The organism is Paenibacillus lentus (genome assembly GCF_003931855.1).
GTDB classification, from domain to species: Bacteria; Bacillota; Bacilli; order Paenibacillales; family Paenibacillaceae; genus Fontibacillus; species Fontibacillus lentus.
In genome coordinates, this window is the sequence record NZ_CP034248.1 from 2,843,065 (window position 1) to 2,859,769 (window position 16,705).

The 16,705-nt window shown below is 47.9% G+C and carries 17 protein-coding genes and 1 other annotated feature; of the genes, 16 read left to right on the forward strand and 1 reads right to left on the reverse strand.

Features of this window, described 5'->3' with window-relative positions; genetic code table 11:
- Positions 1-3: 3 nt before the first annotated feature.
- The 16 genes from murA (at position 4) to EIM92_RS12675 (ending at position 15,926) form a co-directional block, all read left to right on the forward strand.
- Entirely contained in the window at positions 4-1,284 is a 1,281-nt protein-coding gene (murA, locus tag EIM92_RS12600) for a UDP-N-acetylglucosamine 1-carboxyvinyltransferase (RefSeq protein ID WP_125082936.1), read from the forward strand.
- A gap of 73 nt (positions 1,285-1,357) precedes the next feature.
- The gene (locus EIM92_RS12605) at positions 1,358-2,113 is read left to right on the forward strand and encodes a cell division protein FtsQ/DivIB (protein WP_125082937.1); all 756 of its coding nucleotides are present in this window, start codon (positions 1,358-1,360) and stop codon (positions 2,111-2,113) included.
- A 244-nt stretch (positions 2,114-2,357) separates the two neighbouring features.
- Positions 2,358-3,611 (forward strand): cell division protein FtsA, encoded by a 1,254-nt coding sequence (gene ftsA / locus EIM92_RS12610; protein ID WP_125082938.1) that lies wholly within the window; start codon positions 2,358-2,360, stop codon positions 3,609-3,611.
- Positions 3,612-3,661: 50 nt separating this feature from the next.
- On the forward strand, positions 3,662-4,774 hold the full coding sequence (ftsZ, locus tag EIM92_RS12615) for a cell division protein FtsZ (RefSeq protein ID WP_125082939.1): 1,113 nt from the start codon (positions 3,662-3,664) through the stop codon (positions 4,772-4,774).
- Between the two features lie 215 nt (positions 4,775-4,989).
- Positions 4,990-5,955, forward strand: a complete 966-nt coding sequence (spoIIGA, locus tag EIM92_RS12620) for a sigma-E processing peptidase SpoIIGA (protein WP_125082940.1) — start codon at positions 4,990-4,992, stop codon at positions 5,953-5,955.
- Positions 5,956-5,972: 17 nt separating this feature from the next.
- Positions 5,973-6,695 carry an RNA polymerase sporulation sigma factor SigE gene (gene sigE, locus EIM92_RS12625; protein ID WP_125082941.1) on the forward strand — a complete coding sequence of 241 codons (723 nt, stop codon included), beginning with the start codon at positions 5,973-5,975 and terminating at the stop codon, positions 6,693-6,695.
- Between the two features lie 79 nt (positions 6,696-6,774).
- The gene (gene sigG / locus EIM92_RS12630) at positions 6,775-7,557 is read left to right on the forward strand and encodes an RNA polymerase sporulation sigma factor SigG (protein ID WP_125082942.1); all 783 of its coding nucleotides are present in this window, start codon (positions 6,775-6,777) and stop codon (positions 7,555-7,557) included.
- A 157-nt stretch (positions 7,558-7,714) separates the two neighbouring features.
- Positions 7,715-8,023, forward strand: coding sequence for a YlmC/YmxH family sporulation protein (locus EIM92_RS12635; protein WP_125082943.1), 309 nt, complete (start codon positions 7,715-7,717; stop codon positions 8,021-8,023).
- Between the two features lie 102 nt (positions 8,024-8,125).
- Complete coding sequence (gene pgeF, locus EIM92_RS12640) at positions 8,126-8,974, forward strand: peptidoglycan editing factor PgeF (protein ID WP_125085160.1); 849 nt, start codon at positions 8,126-8,128, stop codon at positions 8,972-8,974.
- Between the two features lie 8 nt (positions 8,975-8,982).
- Complete coding sequence (locus EIM92_RS12645) at positions 8,983-9,675, forward strand: YggS family pyridoxal phosphate-dependent enzyme (RefSeq protein WP_125082944.1); 693 nt, start codon at positions 8,983-8,985, stop codon at positions 9,673-9,675.
- Positions 9,675-10,127, forward strand: a complete 453-nt coding sequence (locus EIM92_RS12650) for a cell division protein SepF (RefSeq protein ID WP_110932184.1) — start codon at positions 9,675-9,677, stop codon at positions 10,125-10,127. Before EIM92_RS12645 ends, EIM92_RS12650 begins: the two co-directional genes overlap by 1 nt.
- A 37-nt stretch (positions 10,128-10,164) precedes the next feature.
- Positions 10,165-10,407, forward strand: coding sequence for a YggT family protein (locus tag EIM92_RS12655; RefSeq protein ID WP_125085161.1), 243 nt, complete (start codon positions 10,165-10,167; stop codon positions 10,405-10,407).
- A 10-nt stretch (positions 10,408-10,417) separates the two neighbouring features.
- On the forward strand, positions 10,418-11,200 hold the full coding sequence (locus EIM92_RS12660) for a YlmH family RNA-binding protein (RefSeq protein WP_125082945.1): 783 nt from the start codon (positions 10,418-10,420) through the stop codon (positions 11,198-11,200).
- A 105-nt stretch (positions 11,201-11,305) separates the two neighbouring features.
- Positions 11,306-11,824 (forward strand): DivIVA domain-containing protein, encoded by a 519-nt coding sequence (locus EIM92_RS12665; protein WP_125082946.1) that lies wholly within the window; start codon positions 11,306-11,308, stop codon positions 11,822-11,824.
- A gap of 66 nt (positions 11,825-11,890) precedes the next feature.
- Positions 11,891-12,175, forward strand: a binding site (T-box leader).
- 72 nt (positions 12,176-12,247) lie between these two features.
- Positions 12,248-15,343: an isoleucine--tRNA ligase gene (gene ileS / locus EIM92_RS12670; protein WP_125082947.1), complete on the forward strand. Its 3,096-nt coding sequence runs from the start codon at positions 12,248-12,250 to the stop codon at positions 15,341-15,343.
- Between the two features lie 148 nt (positions 15,344-15,491).
- Entirely contained in the window at positions 15,492-15,926 is a 435-nt protein-coding gene (locus EIM92_RS12675) for a DUF5665 domain-containing protein (RefSeq protein WP_246020957.1), read from the forward strand.
- Positions 15,927-15,958: 32 nt separating this feature from the next.
- Here EIM92_RS12675 and EIM92_RS12680 read toward each other — a convergent pair whose 3' ends face one another.
- The gene (locus EIM92_RS12680) at positions 15,959-16,696 is read right to left on the reverse strand and encodes a TraR/DksA C4-type zinc finger protein (protein WP_125082948.1); all 738 of its coding nucleotides are present in this window, start codon (positions 16,694-16,696) and stop codon (positions 15,959-15,961) included.
- Between the last annotated feature and the right edge of the window lie 9 nt (positions 16,697-16,705).

Genomic DNA, 16,705 nt, shown 5'->3' on the forward strand with positions numbered 1-16,705 from the left:
ACATTGGACAAATTGGTGATTGAAGGTGGGAATCCCCTATCAGGAACCATTCAAATCCATGGAGCTAAAAATGCCGCACTGCCTATTTTGGCTGCCAGCCTACTGTCTGAAGGGGCGGTGCAACTTCGAAATGTTCCTCGTTTGCTCGATATTGATGTTATGCTTGGCATTTTGAGCCGATTAGGCTGTAAAACGGTTCACATGGGCGACACCGTCATGGTTGATGCCAGAGGTGCTGATTCCAGCCATGTGCCAGAGGATTTGATGAAGCAAATGCGTTCTTCAATTTTTTTAATGGGGCCGCTGTTAGCGAGATTTAAAGAGGTATGCATCTATCAGCCTGGCGGCTGTGCGATCGGCGAGCGGAAGATTGACTTACATTTGCGAGGACTACAGGCGCTTGGAGCCGTGATTGAAGAGCAAGATCAACAGATTTGGTGCAGGGCAAACAAGCTTGTGGGCAGTGATATTCATCTTGATTACCCGAGCGTGGGCGCCACGGAGAATATTATGATGGCTGCAGCGCTCGCAAAAGGTACAACTGTAATTACGAATGCGGCACGGGAGCCTGAAATTCAGGATTTGCAAAATTTCCTTAACGCGATGGGTGCAAGCATAATGGGGGCCGGCACGGATACCATTACAATACAGGGAGTCGACCGTCTCTATCCCTGCGATTACGAGATTATTCCAGATCGAATTGTGGCGGGGACAGCACTAATCGCTGCAGCAGCCACGAGAGGGACGGTTACCTTAACCGGCTGCAATCCTTCTCATCTTGCCTCATTGCTGCATGTGCTGCGCCGGGCTGGTGTTCAAATCAGTACCTACAATGATATAATAACTGTAAGCAGTATAGGCCGCCTTAAAGCGGTAGAACGCATCGTAACCTCGCCCTATCCATCTTTTCCGACGGATTTGCAGTCTCAGGTTATGGTCTTACTATCTTTAGCAGATGGGGTAAGCTTAATGAAAGAGACAGTGTTTGAAGGTCGTTTCAAACACGTTGATGAATTGGTACGGATGGGTGCAGATATTTCTGTGGATATGAACGCAGCAATTATTCGCGGAATGCCAAGATTGTACGGTGCTACTGTGGAAGCGACGGATTTGAGAGCCGGTGCCGCACTCGTGATTGCCGGATTAGCCGCACAAGGCAAGACGATCGTTGAACAGGTGTACCACATTGACCGTGGATATGATCGGATAGAAATGATGTTTCAGCGATTGGGGGGCATTGTAAGGCGTGATGCTCCTGTGCTGAAGCAGTTGGATCTAGCATGATGATGCCTTGAATTATCCCCTCCAGAGGAGGGGATAAAGGCTTTGTACATTACAAATATATCGGAGAAATGTTATGTCTAAAGCCAATGTACCCGTGTTAAAGCAACCCAAACCGAAGAGGAAAAACAGCAAGAAAATAACCGGGATTTTGATTTTATTATGTTTGTCTCTGCTTGCTGTGCTCTTTTTCCGTTCTTCTTTAAGTAAAATTTCCAGTATAACGTTTGAAGGCAGCGCGTATACTTCCGAGGAGAAATTATTGGAAATTAGCGGACTGGAGCTAGGTGCTCCGTTCTTTGGAACGAGCTCGGAGACGATTGCGAAGCGTATGAAGAAAATTCCATCCATTGAGGTAGCGGAAGTGGACAAGCTTTTTCCTGGAGGAATTATGATCCGTATCAAGGAATATCCGCTGGCAGCCTATGAACTGACCGTCGACGACGGCTTGAAAGGCCTTCTTGCGAACGGGACGAAGATCAGCTTGGGTATCGGATCGATGCCGATGCAGAGGCCGATTTTGACCGGATGGAGGGAGGATGACCCGAATTTGGCTAAGCTCTGTGAGGCATTAGCGCAAATTCCGGAAGAACAGGTCTCTGATATTTCAGAAATCGTACCCTCTCCAACGTTGTCTTATCCTGATAGGGTCAAGCTGTACACAGGCTCTAAATTCGAAGTGGTGACGGCCATTTCATTGCTCCCGGCAAAGCTGGAATACATGAACTTTATTCTGGAGTCTCAGGATCCTGGCATACTTACGATGCTGGAGGCTGACTCGTATGTACCCTACGAGCCTCATGAGGAACAAAATGATACTACTCATGAGTGAAAAACAATGGTAAAATACATTTTATGGGCTAGTTTTTAAAGATGCCTTTTTTCGAAGCTCGTATAAATGGACATAGAGGACTGTAAACCTACTCTATCGCTACCTTTATCCTACTTTTATGCAAAAGATGGAATTCAAAAAAATTGTAGAAAAAAGAGGGAAAGGTAAAACGGCGTTGAATATGTAGAGAGTGCATTTAATATGGTTATAACAATTTTGAATGGGAAATAGGAGGTGCCAGAGCTTGAGCAACAATGACATCATTGTTAGTTTGGACATCGGTACATCCAAAGTTCGTGCTATTATTGGGGAAATTAGTAATGGAACCTTTAATATTATTGGAGTTGGATCTGCCGACTCGGAAGGAATTCGCAAAGGTGCGATTGTAGATATTGACCAAACCGTACAATCGATCCGCAGCGCTGTTGATCATGCGGAACGGATGGTAGGTATTCAAATATCGGAAGTATACGTCGGCATTTCAGGCAATCATATCGGACTCCAAACGAGCCACGGAGTAGTAGCCGTACAGAATGAAGACCGGGAAATTGGGGAAGAGGATATCGAGCGCGTACTGAAAGCGGCGGAAGTGATCGCACTGCCTCCCGAACGGGAAATTATCGATGTGGTCGCCAAGCAATATGTCGTGGACGGACTGGAAGGGATCAAAGATCCTCGCGGCATGATCGGAGTTCGTCTGGAAGTCGAAGCAACAATTATTACAGGCGCTAAAACAGCGATACATAATTTGCTTCGATGTGTCGAGAAGGCCGGGCTGAAGGTAAGTGATCTCGTACTGTTGTCTCTTGGAGCAGGGCAGCTTGCATTATCCAAGGACGAGAAGACGATGGGTTCTGTGCTGGTAGATGTTGGCGCAGGCTCCACCACAATCGCAGTGTTCGAAAGCGGCACAATTATTGCGACATCTACGCTTCCGATAGGGGGAGAGTTTATAACGAATGACATTGCTTACGGCCTACGTACATTAACAGATCAGGCGGAGAAGGTGAAGTTGAAATACGGCTGCGCCTCCATTGAGGATTCGGCGGGAGATGTTACGTTTAAGGTTACGAGAATCGGAAGCAATGTAGAAAAGGAATTTACTCAAGAGGATCTAGCAGCCATCGCAGAGCCTCGCGTCCAGGAAATATTCCAGATGATTCGGCAAGAAGTCAAACGACTTGGTTACAATGAATTGCCCGGAGGTTATATACTAACGGGAGGAACGGTATCCATGCCGGGGCTTCTCAAAGTTGCACAAGAGGAACTGGCTGCTTCCGTGCGGATCGCTGTACCGGATTATATCGGTGTTCGTGATCCTGGCTATACGGGAGGCGTGGGCATATTGTATAAAGTGATCAAAAATATACGCGTACGGAATACCGGTAATGGGCCAAAGAAGGCAACCAATCGGAATAAACCGGTAAGTACCCAGGAAAGCGCGAGCAAACCGGGTATCATGGAACGTCTAAAGAGTTTATTCAGTGAATTCATATAACTTGAAGATGGACGGGCCATCTATGCACAATGAGGGGGAGATGGAAGAGTATGTTGGAGTTTGATTTCGAAATGGAGAGTTTGGCTCAAATAAAAGTCATTGGTGTTGGCGGTGGCGGTAGCAACGCTGTGAACAGAATGATTGAGGGCGGGGTACAAGGCGTCGAATTCATTACGGTGAATACGGACGCGCAAGCCCTGCATTTAGCCAAGTCCGAGCATAAGCTGCAAATCGGGGATAAACTTACCCGTGGACTCGGGGCAGGAGCTAATCCTGATGTGGGTAAGAAAGCGGCAGAAGAATCACGCGAGTTGATTGCCAATACGTTGAAAGGCGCAGATATGGTGTTTGTAACTGCTGGTATGGGCGGGGGCACAGGAACGGGAGCAGCTCCGGTCATTGCGGAGATTGCCAAGGAATGCGGCGCACTGACCGTAGGCGTAGTTACTCGCCCGTTTACCTTTGAAGGACGCAAGCGTTCTTCTCATGCTGAGCTTGGGATCGAAGCTTTGAAGGAGAAGGTAGATACACTTATCGTGATTCCAAATGATCGTCTCCTTGAAATCGTCGACAAGAAGACTCCGATGCTGGAAGCTTTCCGTGAAGCGGATAATGTATTGCGCCAAGCGGTACAAGGCATTTCCGACCTGATCGCCGTACCGGGTCTAATCAACCTTGACTTTGCTGACGTGAAGACGATTATGACGGAGCGAGGTTCGGCTCTGATGGGAATCGGTGAAGCAACGGGTGAGAACCGTGCAGCCGAAGCAGCGCGCAAAGCGATTATGAGTCCATTATTGGAGACATCAATCGAAGGAGCTCGCGGCGTCATTATGAATATTACAGGTGGATCGAACCTGTCTTTATATGAAGTTAACGAGGCAGCTGAGATTGTCATCTCCGCATCTGATCCCGAAGTAAATATGATTTTTGGTGCTATTATCGATGAGAATTTGAAAGAAGAGATTAAGGTAACGGTCATCGCGACCGGATTCGAGCATAAGTCCTCGGAAGTGCTGATCCGCAAGCCGGCAGTAGGTGTTACCGAAACGCAGGATAGCCGAGCAGCATCCTCCTTAAGACCTTTCGGGAATCAACCGAGCGGTGATCAGTTGGACATCCCAACCTTCCTTCGCAACCGTTCACGTCACAATAACGAATAATTTTGACCAAATCTCCCCACTATCTAAACCTCCATTCCACAATAATGTGGAATGGAGGTTTTTTGCATTGCTCGACAAAAGTAGAACTAATCTTCACTCAATTTTAGACAGACTTTACAACTACTTCTCTTTATACTGAGAACAACTCCTCTGGTGCAGGAACGCTTTTCTAGTATCGCGTAAGAAGATTAGGAAGGTTTAGGCAGGTGAGTTAAGTGGTCGTCTATATCGATCTCATATTCCTTCTGAACCTGTTGATCGACGCGAGCTTGCTGCTGATGACAGCCTGGATCAGGAAACAGCGTATAAGGGTGTGGCGAATTACGGTCTCGGCAGCTGTGGGGGCTGCTTATGTTGTTATGATGTTTCTCCCAGAGCTATCCTTCCTATTTACGTTCCTTGTAAAGTTTGCATTCTCTGTCGTTATGCTATGGATTGCATTTGGTTATGCGAGTCTGCAAAACTATTTGCGAAATATGGGAGCTTTCTACATGGTGAACTTTGCGGCTGCTGGCGGTATATTGGGCATTCATTATTTGTTGCAAAGTTCTGGAGAAGTGTGGAATGGAATATGGTATTCAGCTTCCGGGGGACTCGGCTTCTCGCTTGAAGTCGGTTCAATATTTACAGTATTCGTTTTCCTCATCGTTATTGTCTGGTTTAAGATGGTTGTCTCCTCAAAGCGCAATACTGAGCGTGTAGGAGCCAGCTTGGCTGAAGTCAGAGTTCGGATTGAGGAAATAACGGTACAGTGTACAGGGTTGGTCGATACTGGAAATCAGCTTAAAGATCCGCTTACAAGATGGCCGGTTATGGTCATGGAGGCCTCGTTATGGGATCAAGTGTTGCCGGACGATTTTCTTGGCAAATTAGCTGCTGAGCAGGCGGACAACCTTATTATGGAATGGAGCGACGAGGAATTGTTTCCGTGGAGGGATCGCTTGCGGTTAGTGCCCTACCGGGGAATTAATAAAGGTTCTCAATTTATGATTGCTTTGAAGCCGGATGAAGTGTCGATTGTTCGGGAGGGGCGAATCATGACGACGAACCGGGTGCTTATCGGTTTAGATGGGGGGCGGTTGTCTGCAGAGCTGACGTATCGTGCTATTATTCACCCGGTGCTGATCGAAGGCATCGAAGAGGCGGAAGAAGATCATCTTTTAAGTACATCAGGATCGTGATATAGGAGGAAAAAGAAATGCGTGTTCGATGGAAGTTGATGTTGCAATTGCAGTATTATCGGCTTTTGTTCCTATTCGGGCTCAAAAGTGAAGAAATCTACTATATCGGTGGCAGCGAGGCGCTTCCTCCTCCTTTGACGCGAGAGGAAGAAGAATATTTGCTTCAGCGGCTATCCACGGGAGATTCTGCGATTCGGGCTATGCTCATTGAGCGAAATTTGCGTCTTGTTGTTTATATCGCCCGCAAATTTGAGAATACGGGAATTAACATTGAGGATCTTGTGTCGATCGGTGCAATCGGGCTGATTAAAGCTGTTAATACGTTCGATCCCGAGAAGAAAATTAAGCTGGCAACGTATGCATCCCGCTGTATTGAGAATGAAATACTGATGTATTTACGTCGCAACAGTAAAATACGTACAGAAGTGTCTTTTGATGAACCACTTAACATCGATTGGGACGGTAATGAATTGCTCCTCTCCGACGTGCTTGGCACGGAGAATGATACGATCTACCGCAATATTGAAGAGCAGGTCGATCGCAAGCTGCTGCATAAAGCGCTGGATAAGCTGAGCGAACGGGAGAGATTGATTATGGAGCTGCGCTTCGGCCTTGTAGATGGTGATGAGAAGACGCAGAAGGATGTTGCTGACTTGCTTGGAATTTCACAATCTTATATCTCTCGTCTGGAGAAAAGGATCATTAAACGTCTCCGCAAGGAATTCAACAAGATGGTTTAAGCAACCTGATTTGAAGGAATAAAAATACATCCCTAGGAGATAATGATCATTAAGTTTCTCCTTGGGAGGTAAAGACACGATGACCCGAAACAAAGTCGAGATTTGCGGTGTAGATACTGCAAAATTGCCCGTTCTAACCAATGTGGAAATGCGCGAGTTGTTCCGCTCCTTGCAGCAGGACAATGAAAGATCGGCCAGAGAAAAGTTAGTGAATGGCAACCTTAGGCTGGTGCTGAGTGTCATCCAGCGATTCAACAATCGGGGGGAGTTTGTAGACGATTTATTTCAGGTCGGCTGCATCGGACTCATGAAAGCCATCGATAATTTTGATTTATCGCAAAACGTAAAATTTTCCACCTATGCTGTGCCGATGATTATCGGTGAAATTAGACGGTATTTAAGGGATAATAACCCGATTCGGGTATCCCGCAGCCTGCGCGATATTGCCTATAAGGCGCTGCAGATGCGCGACAGCTTAACCAATCAAAATTCCAGGGAACCGACGATCTTCGAAATTTCTGAAGCGCTGGGTTTGCCGCAGGAGGATGTGGTCTTTGCCCTGGATGCAATCCAGGATCCAGTTTCTTTGTTCGAGCCGATTTATCATGATGGGGGAGATCCGATCTACGTCATGGACCAAATCAGCGATGATAAGAACAAGGATGTGTCCTGGATTGAGGAGATTGCCTTGCGTGAAGCGATGCAGCGCTTAAACCGCCGGGAAAAAATGATTTTGTCGATGCGATTCTTCGAAGGGAAGACGCAAATGGAGGTCGCGGATGAAATCGGCATATCTCAGGCCCAGGTATCAAGACTGGAGAAGTCCGCTATTTTGCAAATGCAAAAGCATGTTAAGTCCTAAGCTAGAGGCTCCCTTGGGAGCCTTTTTTTGCTGCTGGGGTACGGGGATTATTTTTATGTTCTTTTAAATGTTTTGCGGACGATCATCATATACATCATACATATGGCTACAGTGAAAGCAGGAAATTGTAAATTTGAACGATAGGCGGGGGGCTAGTATGAAAATTTCTGACTTTCAAACCAAGGATGTTATTAATGTCGTAGACGGAAAACGACTTGGACATATTAGTGATTTGGAGCTTGATTTACAGCAGGGGATCATTGAAGCAATTGTTGTTCCAGTTAATAGCAAGTTCATGGGATTGTTCGGAGGGGGGAGCGATTTAATCATTCCATGGAAAAATATTGTGAAAATCGGTTCTGATGTCGTGTTAGTCAAGATGGACGGCTTGGCCCAGAACGGAACCCAGCAATTCGAAACAACTGTTTACATTGATCGGGATGGGAGAGCCGAGCGCCGAGGCTAGCTGACAATCAAGGCTGGAGTTCAGTCCCTTCGTAAACCCGCCTGCCTTATGGTAAACTGAAGTCTATAGTCTATTTCAGGAGATGCACGAAAGAGGTGGATGATGGAGCCGTTTAATTGGAAAGCTATAGAGATTACCGGGGAGCCGGAAAAGTTCATTCTGGAGAGCTGGAGTAATGCAAGCCCTATGCTTAGTGCAGGGTTTAGCGGACGTAGGGGAGGAGTGAGCGGCTCGCCTTATGATACATTGAACCTGGCCTATCATGTCGGCGACGATCCGACAGAGGTACTGGAAAACCGCCGTATTTTGGCGGAGTCGCTTGGCTTTGAACCTAGCGCATGGACTTGCGGCGAGCAGGTTCATGGAACGCATGTAGCCGTTGTGACGAAGGAAGACAAGGGCCGAGGATACTTTGATCGTGAGGGAGCGTTTCAAAACACGGATGGGCTGGTCACAAACGTTCCCGGAATTTTACTGACTTCATTTTATGCCGACTGTGTCCCGCTTTACTTTTTTGACCCGGTTCATCAAGCCGTAGGCCTGGCTCACGCGGGCTGGAAGGGAACGGTAGGTTATATTGCCGCAGCAGTAATCGAAACGCTGGAACGGGAGTTTGGAAGCCGCAGAGAGGATGTTCGGGCTGCGATCGGGCCATCGATTGGGGATTGCTGCTATGAGGTGGATGAAGTGGTGATGTCGAAAGTAAGAGCAAGAATGGGAGAGGGCGAGAACATCGCTGCATTCGCCACTCCCTCCATCAATCCGGGCAGATGCATGCTGAACTTGAAAGAATTGAATCGAATCATTATGATAAAAGCAGGAATATTGCCGACTCATATCGAATGTACAACATGGTGTACAAGCTGTCATTCCGATAAGTTCTTCTCTTATCGCAAGCACAACGGGGTAACCGGAAGGATGGCTAGCTGGATTGGCATGAAAGTGAGGTGATCCTTTCTTTGTCACTCAAAGATCGGATTCAGCAGGTGGAGCGCCTTGTTCAGGCCGCGTGTGAGCGAAGCGGACGTGACCGGGACGACGTCAATGTGGTCGCGGTGACAAAGTATGTGAGCATGGAGACGACAGGCTTGCTTCTGGATGAAGGCATCGTTCATATTGGGGAGAATCGCCCACAGAAGGCGGTACCAAAATGGGAGGCGCTTGAAGGGCGAGGAGTATGGCACTTCATCGGCCATCTGCAGAGTAATAAAGTCAAGGACGTTATTGGTAAATTTCAATATATTCATTCTCTGGATCGTCTGTCCCTGGCCAAGGAGCTTGAGAAACGGGCAGCGGCTCAAGGAATTACGGTATCTGCATTTCTGCAGGTCAACGTATCTGGAGAAACATCCAAGCATGGAGTCCGTCCAGAGGATGCGGCTCAATTATTGCGGGAAATCGACTCTTTTTCTCACATTAAGGTTATTGGACTAATGACGATGGCTCCAATCGAGGACGATCCGGAGCTAACGCGTCCAGTATTCCGGGGGCTTCGTGAGTTAAGAGATCAGCTGAATGCCCAGAAAATTACGAAGGAACCGTTAACCGAACTGTCGATGGGGATGTCGGGAGATTTTGAAATAGCGATTGAGGAAGGGGCGACTTGGGTACGCCTGGGGACTCTTTTGGTAGGGAAAGGGGAGGAGACGTAATGGGAGTAATGAATCGGTTTATGAATTTTCTGGGCCTTCAGGAAGAAGAAGAAATCGTGGAGCGTGAGAAGCTGCAGGAACAAGAGGAAGTTGAATTTGAGGCGCCAAGCTTTGAAGCTCGCAGAAATCAAAAGATCAACAACGTAGTCAGCATCCACTCACAGAAGAACGTGAAGGTTATCTTATATGAACCGCGTTCCTACGACGAAGCACAGGAAATTGCCGACCATTTGCGCTCGCACAGGTCGGTTGTCGTCAATTTACAAAGAGTACGCAATGATCAAGCGATGCGCATTATTGATTTTCTAAGCGGCACGATCTATGCGCTTAGCGGCAGTATTTCCAAAATCGGCGGCAACATATTTCTCTGTACGCCGGATACGGTAGAAATACAAGGCTCGATTACAGAAATCCTGACAGAAGATCAGGAATATAATAACAGAATGAGGTGAAGGCAGCTTGGGAATTGATATTTATAGAATAATATGGATGCTTCATGATATATATTTTTACATGGTTTTGATTTATATCTTGATGTCTTGGGTTCCGAACGTCCGTGAGAGCTTTATTGGAGAGCTGCTGGGCAAGCTGGTCGAGCCTTTCTTGGCTCCGTTTAGACGATTTATCCCGCCGATTATGGGTGTGATCGATATCTCGCCGATCGTCGCTATTTTCGTCCTGCGGATGGCTGTATTTGGTTTGATTAGCGTGTTGAACTTCGTGTTGAGGTGATATGACCTTTATGCGGGCAAATATATACGAACATTTCCTTCCGGAGGAGCGTCCGTTTGTAGACCGGGTCTGGGAGTGGGTTGTCAATGCGGGGGATTATCATGAAGCGAAATTAAGCGACTTCCTGGATCCACGTCAATGCCACATTGTGGAGAGCCTGGCAAATCGACATGCCGATGTCCACATCCGTCTGGACGGCGGATTCCCGGAAGCGGAGCGGCGGCGGGCACTGATCGCTCCGGATTATCGGGATATTGAAGCAGAGCCGATGGGAATGAAGGTGCTTAGCATTTCCTCCGATGATCAGAAACTGGCCTCGCTTCAGCATGGCGATTACTTGGGGGCCATCCTTGGCCTTGGCCTTAAACGGGACAAGGTTGGCGATATTCATGTCCGCGAGGATGGATGTCATGTCATCGTCACGGAGGAAATATCCGTGTTTCTGGATATGAATCTCCGTCAGGTTCACCGGGTTAACGTTATGACCGAGGTGCTTGAACTTAAAGCGCTAAGAACGGCAGACGCTACGCTTGAGCCGCTGGACATCACGGTGGCTTCTTTACGTTTGGACGGGATTGCGGGCGATGTATTCCGCCTGAGCAGGAGCAAGATTGTTGTGCCGATTAGAGCGGGACGCTGCCGGGTGAATTGGAAGACGGAGGAAGATCCATCCAAGCCGTTAAAATCTGGCGACATTGTAGCACTTCAAGGATTCGGCAGATTCAAGGTGTTGGAGACGGACGGCATGACGAAAAAAGGAAGACACCGTGTCCGAATCGGTAAATTTGTGTGACTACTTTGCAGGAGTTCAGAGATTCCTGTCGAATTTAACAACAACACTTGTGCTGTACATGCTTCCCTTCAGGGGAGGTTTCGAATTTTTTAGGAGGTGCACAACATGCCATTAACGCCGCTGGATATACATAATAAAGAATTTTCCAGACGTATTCGCGGTTACGATGAAGACGAAGTTAATGAATTTCTCGATCAGGTGATTAAAGATTACGAGATTGTGATCCGGGAGAATAAGGAGCTTCAAAGCCAATTGTTGGCTGTACAAGAGAGACTGGATCATTTTGCAAATATTGAAGAAACGCTCAGCAAAACTATCATCGTAGCGCAAGAAGCGGCGGATGAAGTGAAGAATAATGCGAAGAAAGAAGCACAGCTTATCGTCAAAGAAGCTGAGAAGAACGCGGATCGCATCGTCAATGAGTCGTTGGCCAAATCGCGAAAAATCGCTATGGAAGTCGAGGAGCTGAAGAAGCAGGCCTCGATTTACCGCGCTCGCTTCCGGACATTGGTCGAGGCTCAGCTTGATCTGCTCAGCCATGATGGATGGGAATCGCTTGAGGATCGCGATCGGCTTGAGGATCATGAGCGCCAACGCGAGCGTGAAATCAAAGAAATTTACTAATCGTCAGTCTTGTTGACAGGGCGGGTAATAATAAGTTATAACTATAGACATATTATAACGTGCATATGTAATTTGATGATGGGAACCAGTACGCTGTGATTTTGTTCTCAGAGAGTTGATGAATTGCTGCGAGTCAACGTTCAAGACACAGACGGAATATCATCCCGGAGAAGATAAGCTGAGATTTCAGTAAGGAAAGCGTAAGCTTTATCCGGCTGCCGGCCGTTATACCGGCCCCATATGAAGCGTATGGGAGCAAAGTGTCATGTCGGTCGAAAGTACTTCAGAATTGGAAGGACTTTGACGACATGGAACAAGGGTGGTAACGCGAGCACAGGTCTCGTCCCTTATGGGGCGGGGCTTTTTTTGTTCCTAATAATTGTTTGCTGTAAATACTATGGATTGAAAGGAAGTCGCTTTAGAATGAAAAAAGTAGATGTTAAAGAACAGGCGAGAGCTCGTGACCAGCGCATCCTCCATAAATGGAAGCAGGAGAATACATTTAAGCGCAGTATGGAAAATCGTGAGGGGCGGCCGAATTATGTGTTCTATGAAGGTCCGCCTACGGCTAACGGTGCACCGCATATCGGTCACGTTCTGGGTCGGGTAATCAAGGATTTTATTGGCCGCTATCAGACGATGAACGGCTATCGTGTGGTTCGAAAAGCAGGTTGGGATACCCATGGTCTGCCTGTCGAGCTCGGTGTCGAGAAACAGTTGGGTATTTCCGGCAAGCAGGAGATTGAGAAGTATGGTGTAGAGAAGTTCGTGAAGAAGTGTAAGGATAGCGTATTCGAATACGAGAAGCAATGGCGAGAGTTAACGGAAGGGATCGCTTATTGGACCGATCTGGATAACCCATACATCACGCTGGAGAATACGTACATTGAGAGCGTGTGGAATATTTTATCGACAATTCACCAGAAGGGATTGCTCTATCGCGGCCATCGTGTAAGTCCGTATTGTCCATGCTGCCAAACGACGCTTAGTTCCCATGAAGTCGCACAAGGGTATGAAGACGTAAAAGACCTGAGTGCGACCGCAAAATTCAAGCTGAAGGACAGCGGAGAATTTGTGCTTGCCTGGACGACAACGCCTTGGACGCTGCCTGCTCACGTAGCTCTTGCCGTCAACCCGGAGTTGGAATATGTTCGTGCCAAGCAGGAGGATGGTGTATATATCGTTGCCAAAAATTTGGCCGATGATGTCCTCAAAGGCGAATTTGAAGTACTGTCAACGCTGAAGGGCGCCGAGCTTGTAGGCCAATCTTATACCCCGCCGTTTAGTTACGTTGCGCCGGAGAACGGACTCGTTATTTTAGGGGCGGACTTTGTTACAGATGCCAGCGGTACAGGGATCGTCCATATGGCTCCTGCTCATGGTGAAGACGACTATAGAGTGTGCCGCGAGAACGGCGTTCAATTCGTCAGCGTGGTTAACACACAGGGGCGTTATACGGATGAAGTAGCCGATTTCACCGGCCGTTTTGTGAAAGATTGCGATCTGGATATCGTAAAATGGCTGTCTGAACGCGGTCTGCTGTACTCCAAAGAAAAATACGAGCACAGTTATCCGTTCTGCTGGCGCTGCAAATCGCCGCTGTTGTACTATGCAATGGAAAGCTGGTTCATTCAGACAACGGCGGTGAAGGATCAGTTGATCGCCAACAATAATGGCGTACAGTGGTATCCAGGGCATATTCGCGAAGGCCGTTTCGGTAAATTCCTTGAGGATCTAGTAGATTGGAATATTAGCCGCAATCGTTACTGGGGGACCCCGCTTAACGTGTGGATGTGTAACTCTTGTAAAGGCGAATATGCACCTTCCAGCCATAAAGATATGCGAGAGCATGCCGTAGGTGACGTATCCGAAGATCTTGAGCTGCATAAGCCTTATGTGGATGAAGTGAAGCTGCACTGCCCGCATTGTGAAGGCGGAATTATGGAGCGTACATCCGAAGTGATTGACGTGTGGTTCGACAGCGGCTCCATGCCATTTGCGCAGCATCACTACCCGTTCGGCGATAATAAAGTATTCGAGGATCAGTACCCTGCCGATATGATTTGCGAAGGAATTGACCAAACGCGCGGCTGGTTCTACAGTTTGCTTGCGGTATCTACGCTCTTTAATGGTAAAGCTCCTTATAAGGCTGTCATTTCAACAGGCCATATCCTCGATGAAAATGGACAGAAAATGTCTAAATCCAAGGGCAATGTCATTGATCCGTGGGATATTATCAACGAATTTGGAGCGGATGCTTTCCGCTGGGCCTTGCTGTCTGACAGTGCGCCATGGAATAGCAAGCGATTCTCCAAGGGTATTGTCGCCGAAGCGAAATCCAAAGTGGTGGATACGCTGGTCAACACGCATTCCTTCCTGACATTGTATGCTGGAATCGACGGATTCAATCCAGAGGAGCACGAGTTCCGGCCGTCCAAGAGCAAGCTGGATCGCTGGATTCTGTCCCGTCTCAACAGCTTGATCCAGGTCGTGAATAAAGGGCTGGCTGTAAATGACTTCCTGAATCCGGCCAAAGCGATTGAAGGCTTTATCGATGAGTTAAGCAACTGGTATATCCGCCGCTCTCGTGATCGTTTCTGGGGCAGCGGCCTTGGGGAGGATAAGGTATCCGCTTATCAGACGCTGATTCATGTGTTGTTGACACTCTCCAAGCTGATGGCACCGTATACGCCGCTATTATCGGAGGATATTTACACGAATCTTGGCGGCGGGGATAGCGTACACTTAGCGGATTATCCAAAGGCGGATGAAGCTTTGATCGACCAGACGCTTGAAAAGGATATGGAGACTGCGCGTCAAATTGTTGAATTGGCTCGAAATGTACGGAATGAGACTGGGATCAAAACGCGTCAGCCGCTAACGAGCTTGATCGTTTCTATGGATCGTGAATTTGCGGTTGCTGAATACGAAGGAATCATCAAGGATGAGATCAACGTCAAGAGAATCGAGTTGGAGACAAGTGACAGCGGCTTTGTCGATTTCACGCTTAAGCTGAATTTGAAGGTGGCCGGCAAGAAATACGGCAAGAATGTGGGCTTCCTACAGGGCTTTCTGAAGGGACTAGCACCTGAGGAAACTCGCCGTACGGTTGAGAGCGGCTCGATCAAAGTAACCTCTCCGGAAGGGGAAGAACTTCATATTACTTCGGAAGAGCTACTGATCGACAAACAGGCGAAGTCTGGTTTTGCTTCTGCATCGGGTTATGGCATCACGGTAGCGCTGAATACCGATATTACGCCGGAGCTGGAGCAGGAGGGCTGGGTACGCGAGGTTGTTCGCGCGGTCCAAGATACCCGCAAGAAGCTGGATCTGCCAATTGAGAAGAGAGTGCATTTGACTCTCGATGTAGACGATGAACTGAAAGCGGCCATCGAAGCTTTCGAGCAGGTACTTCGCGATAACGTGCTGATTACGGATGTGAAGTTCGCCAAACTGGAGGGCGAAGTTGAGAGCGCAGATCTTGGCACGAAGAAGATTGGAATTCATATCGAAGCTTAATCGTTGAATGGTACTCCCGACTGGCGGCAATAATATTTAGAACGCAAACACAAACGAGCTTAGGCATTCCCTGTTTTAAGGGAACCCTGGCTCGTTTGTGTTCAGTAGTACTTCTAAGTCTGCCTTCAGTAAAGGATGGGATAGCCGGATGATTCAGCGTAGACGGAAAGAAGACGCAGGAAATGCAGTGAATACAGTAAATATAGCAAGTGCACCAAATACACCAGCAGACCCAGCAAACTTAGCAAATACTAATAAGATTCATGATCATGTTGGAAATCCATCGGCCGACGAGAAAATGAACGTCATGTATAACCTGACCTTAAAGTGGGCGCATCAGCTTGAGCAATCGCGAATTACCGAATACTCTGAACTGCTGTATCGTCCATGGAGCTTGATCTGGCGCAATATTCTAGCCGGGACAGCTAGGGGCGTGGGGATCGCCATTGGCTTCACTTTTTTTGCGGCAACGATCATTTATATCCTGCAGATTCTTGGGGCGTTGAATTTGCCAATTATCGGAGACTACATCGCCGATATCGTTCGAATTGTCCAGCGGCAATTAGAGCTCAATACGTATTAGCTTAAGGTGGAGCAATTAGCGGTTCAGGTAGTTTAGTACGTATTCGGCCCGTCGCCTAATGACTCCTCGCTGTCCAAATATTCCGTGGCGCTCATATGCTTGCGGTACTGGCCATTACGATAAAAGAATACCTCTTGACCATAAATGTCTGTAGCGACAAAGCTTTCATAGGGCTCGACGAAGCCATCCAGCTCATTGCTGGCCTCGATTTCCATGTCATTGTAATCATCGATCTCGTCCTCCTCCGCCATAGCCGGGGAGTTCGATGTACCATAGCTCTCGACGATTTGCCAAGCGTCCTTTCCGTCGAATTCTGTCTCGTCAGCACGCTCATCTAGACTGGTGCGGCCGAATGGAGGATGCAGGAATTGCTCCTCGACAGGCCGATGCATGGATACGTTAGACTGGGGACTGTGCTCTTTACAGTAAGCTGTTTCTGGTATCGCCTTTAGGCGCTGAATATCGATCGGCTTCTCGCAGGTCAGGCAGTAGCCGTAAGTTCCATCGGCTATACGTTCCAGCGCGTCTTCTACGCGAGTCAAGTGCAGCTCATCGTGATCAGTGAGTGCCAAATCCTTGCCTCGTTCGAATAACTCTGTTCCGATATCAGCAGGGTGGTTGTCGACCGCGCTGAGTTCGCTGGTATTATCGCGAATGCTTCGGTTCAGACCGTAGTGATCGTTGGCGGACAGTTTGGTCTTGATGGATTGTTGCTCGGAACGCAGCTCGGCTTCAAGCTCTGAAATAAGCTGCTTTGTAAGGTGGGGCATGGTCAGATC

What these genes read in the sequence shown, in the direction of transcription:
- EIM92_RS12650 (WP_110932184.1), top strand. Translation starts at nt 9,675, where the DNA reads ATGGGAGTAATGAATCGGTTTATGAATTTTCTGGGCCTTCAGGAAGAA.
- EIM92_RS12655 (WP_125085161.1), top strand. Translation starts at nt 10,165, where the DNA reads ATGCTTCATGATATATATTTTTACATGGTTTTGATTTATATCTTGATG.
- sigE (WP_125082941.1), top strand. Translation starts at nt 5,973, where the DNA reads ATGCGTGTTCGATGGAAGTTGATGTTGCAATTGCAGTATTATCGGCTT.
- ftsZ (WP_125082939.1), top strand. Translation starts at nt 3,662, where the DNA reads ATGTTGGAGTTTGATTTCGAAATGGAGAGTTTGGCTCAAATAAAAGTC.
- EIM92_RS12660 (WP_125082945.1), top strand. Translation starts at nt 10,418, where the DNA reads ATGCGGGCAAATATATACGAACATTTCCTTCCGGAGGAGCGTCCGTTT.
- sigG (WP_125082942.1), top strand. Translation starts at nt 6,775, where the DNA reads ATGACCCGAAACAAAGTCGAGATTTGCGGTGTAGATACTGCAAAATTG.
- EIM92_RS12665 (WP_125082946.1), top strand. Translation starts at nt 11,306, where the DNA reads ATGCCATTAACGCCGCTGGATATACATAATAAAGAATTTTCCAGACGT.
- EIM92_RS12605 (WP_125082937.1), top strand. Translation starts at nt 1,358, where the DNA reads ATGTCTAAAGCCAATGTACCCGTGTTAAAGCAACCCAAACCGAAGAGG.
- EIM92_RS12680 (WP_125082948.1), bottom strand. Translation starts at nt 16,696, where the DNA reads ATGCCCCACCTTACAAAGCAGCTTATTTCAGAGCTTGAAGCCGAGCTG.
- EIM92_RS12675 (WP_246020957.1), top strand. Translation starts at nt 15,492, where the DNA reads ATGATTCAGCGTAGACGGAAAGAAGACGCAGGAAATGCAGTGAATACA.
- ileS (WP_125082947.1), top strand. Translation starts at nt 12,248, where the DNA reads ATGAAAAAAGTAGATGTTAAAGAACAGGCGAGAGCTCGTGACCAGCGC.
- pgeF (WP_125085160.1), top strand. Translation starts at nt 8,126, where the DNA reads ATGGAGCCGTTTAATTGGAAAGCTATAGAGATTACCGGGGAGCCGGAA.
- EIM92_RS12635 (WP_125082943.1), top strand. Translation starts at nt 7,715, where the DNA reads ATGAAAATTTCTGACTTTCAAACCAAGGATGTTATTAATGTCGTAGAC.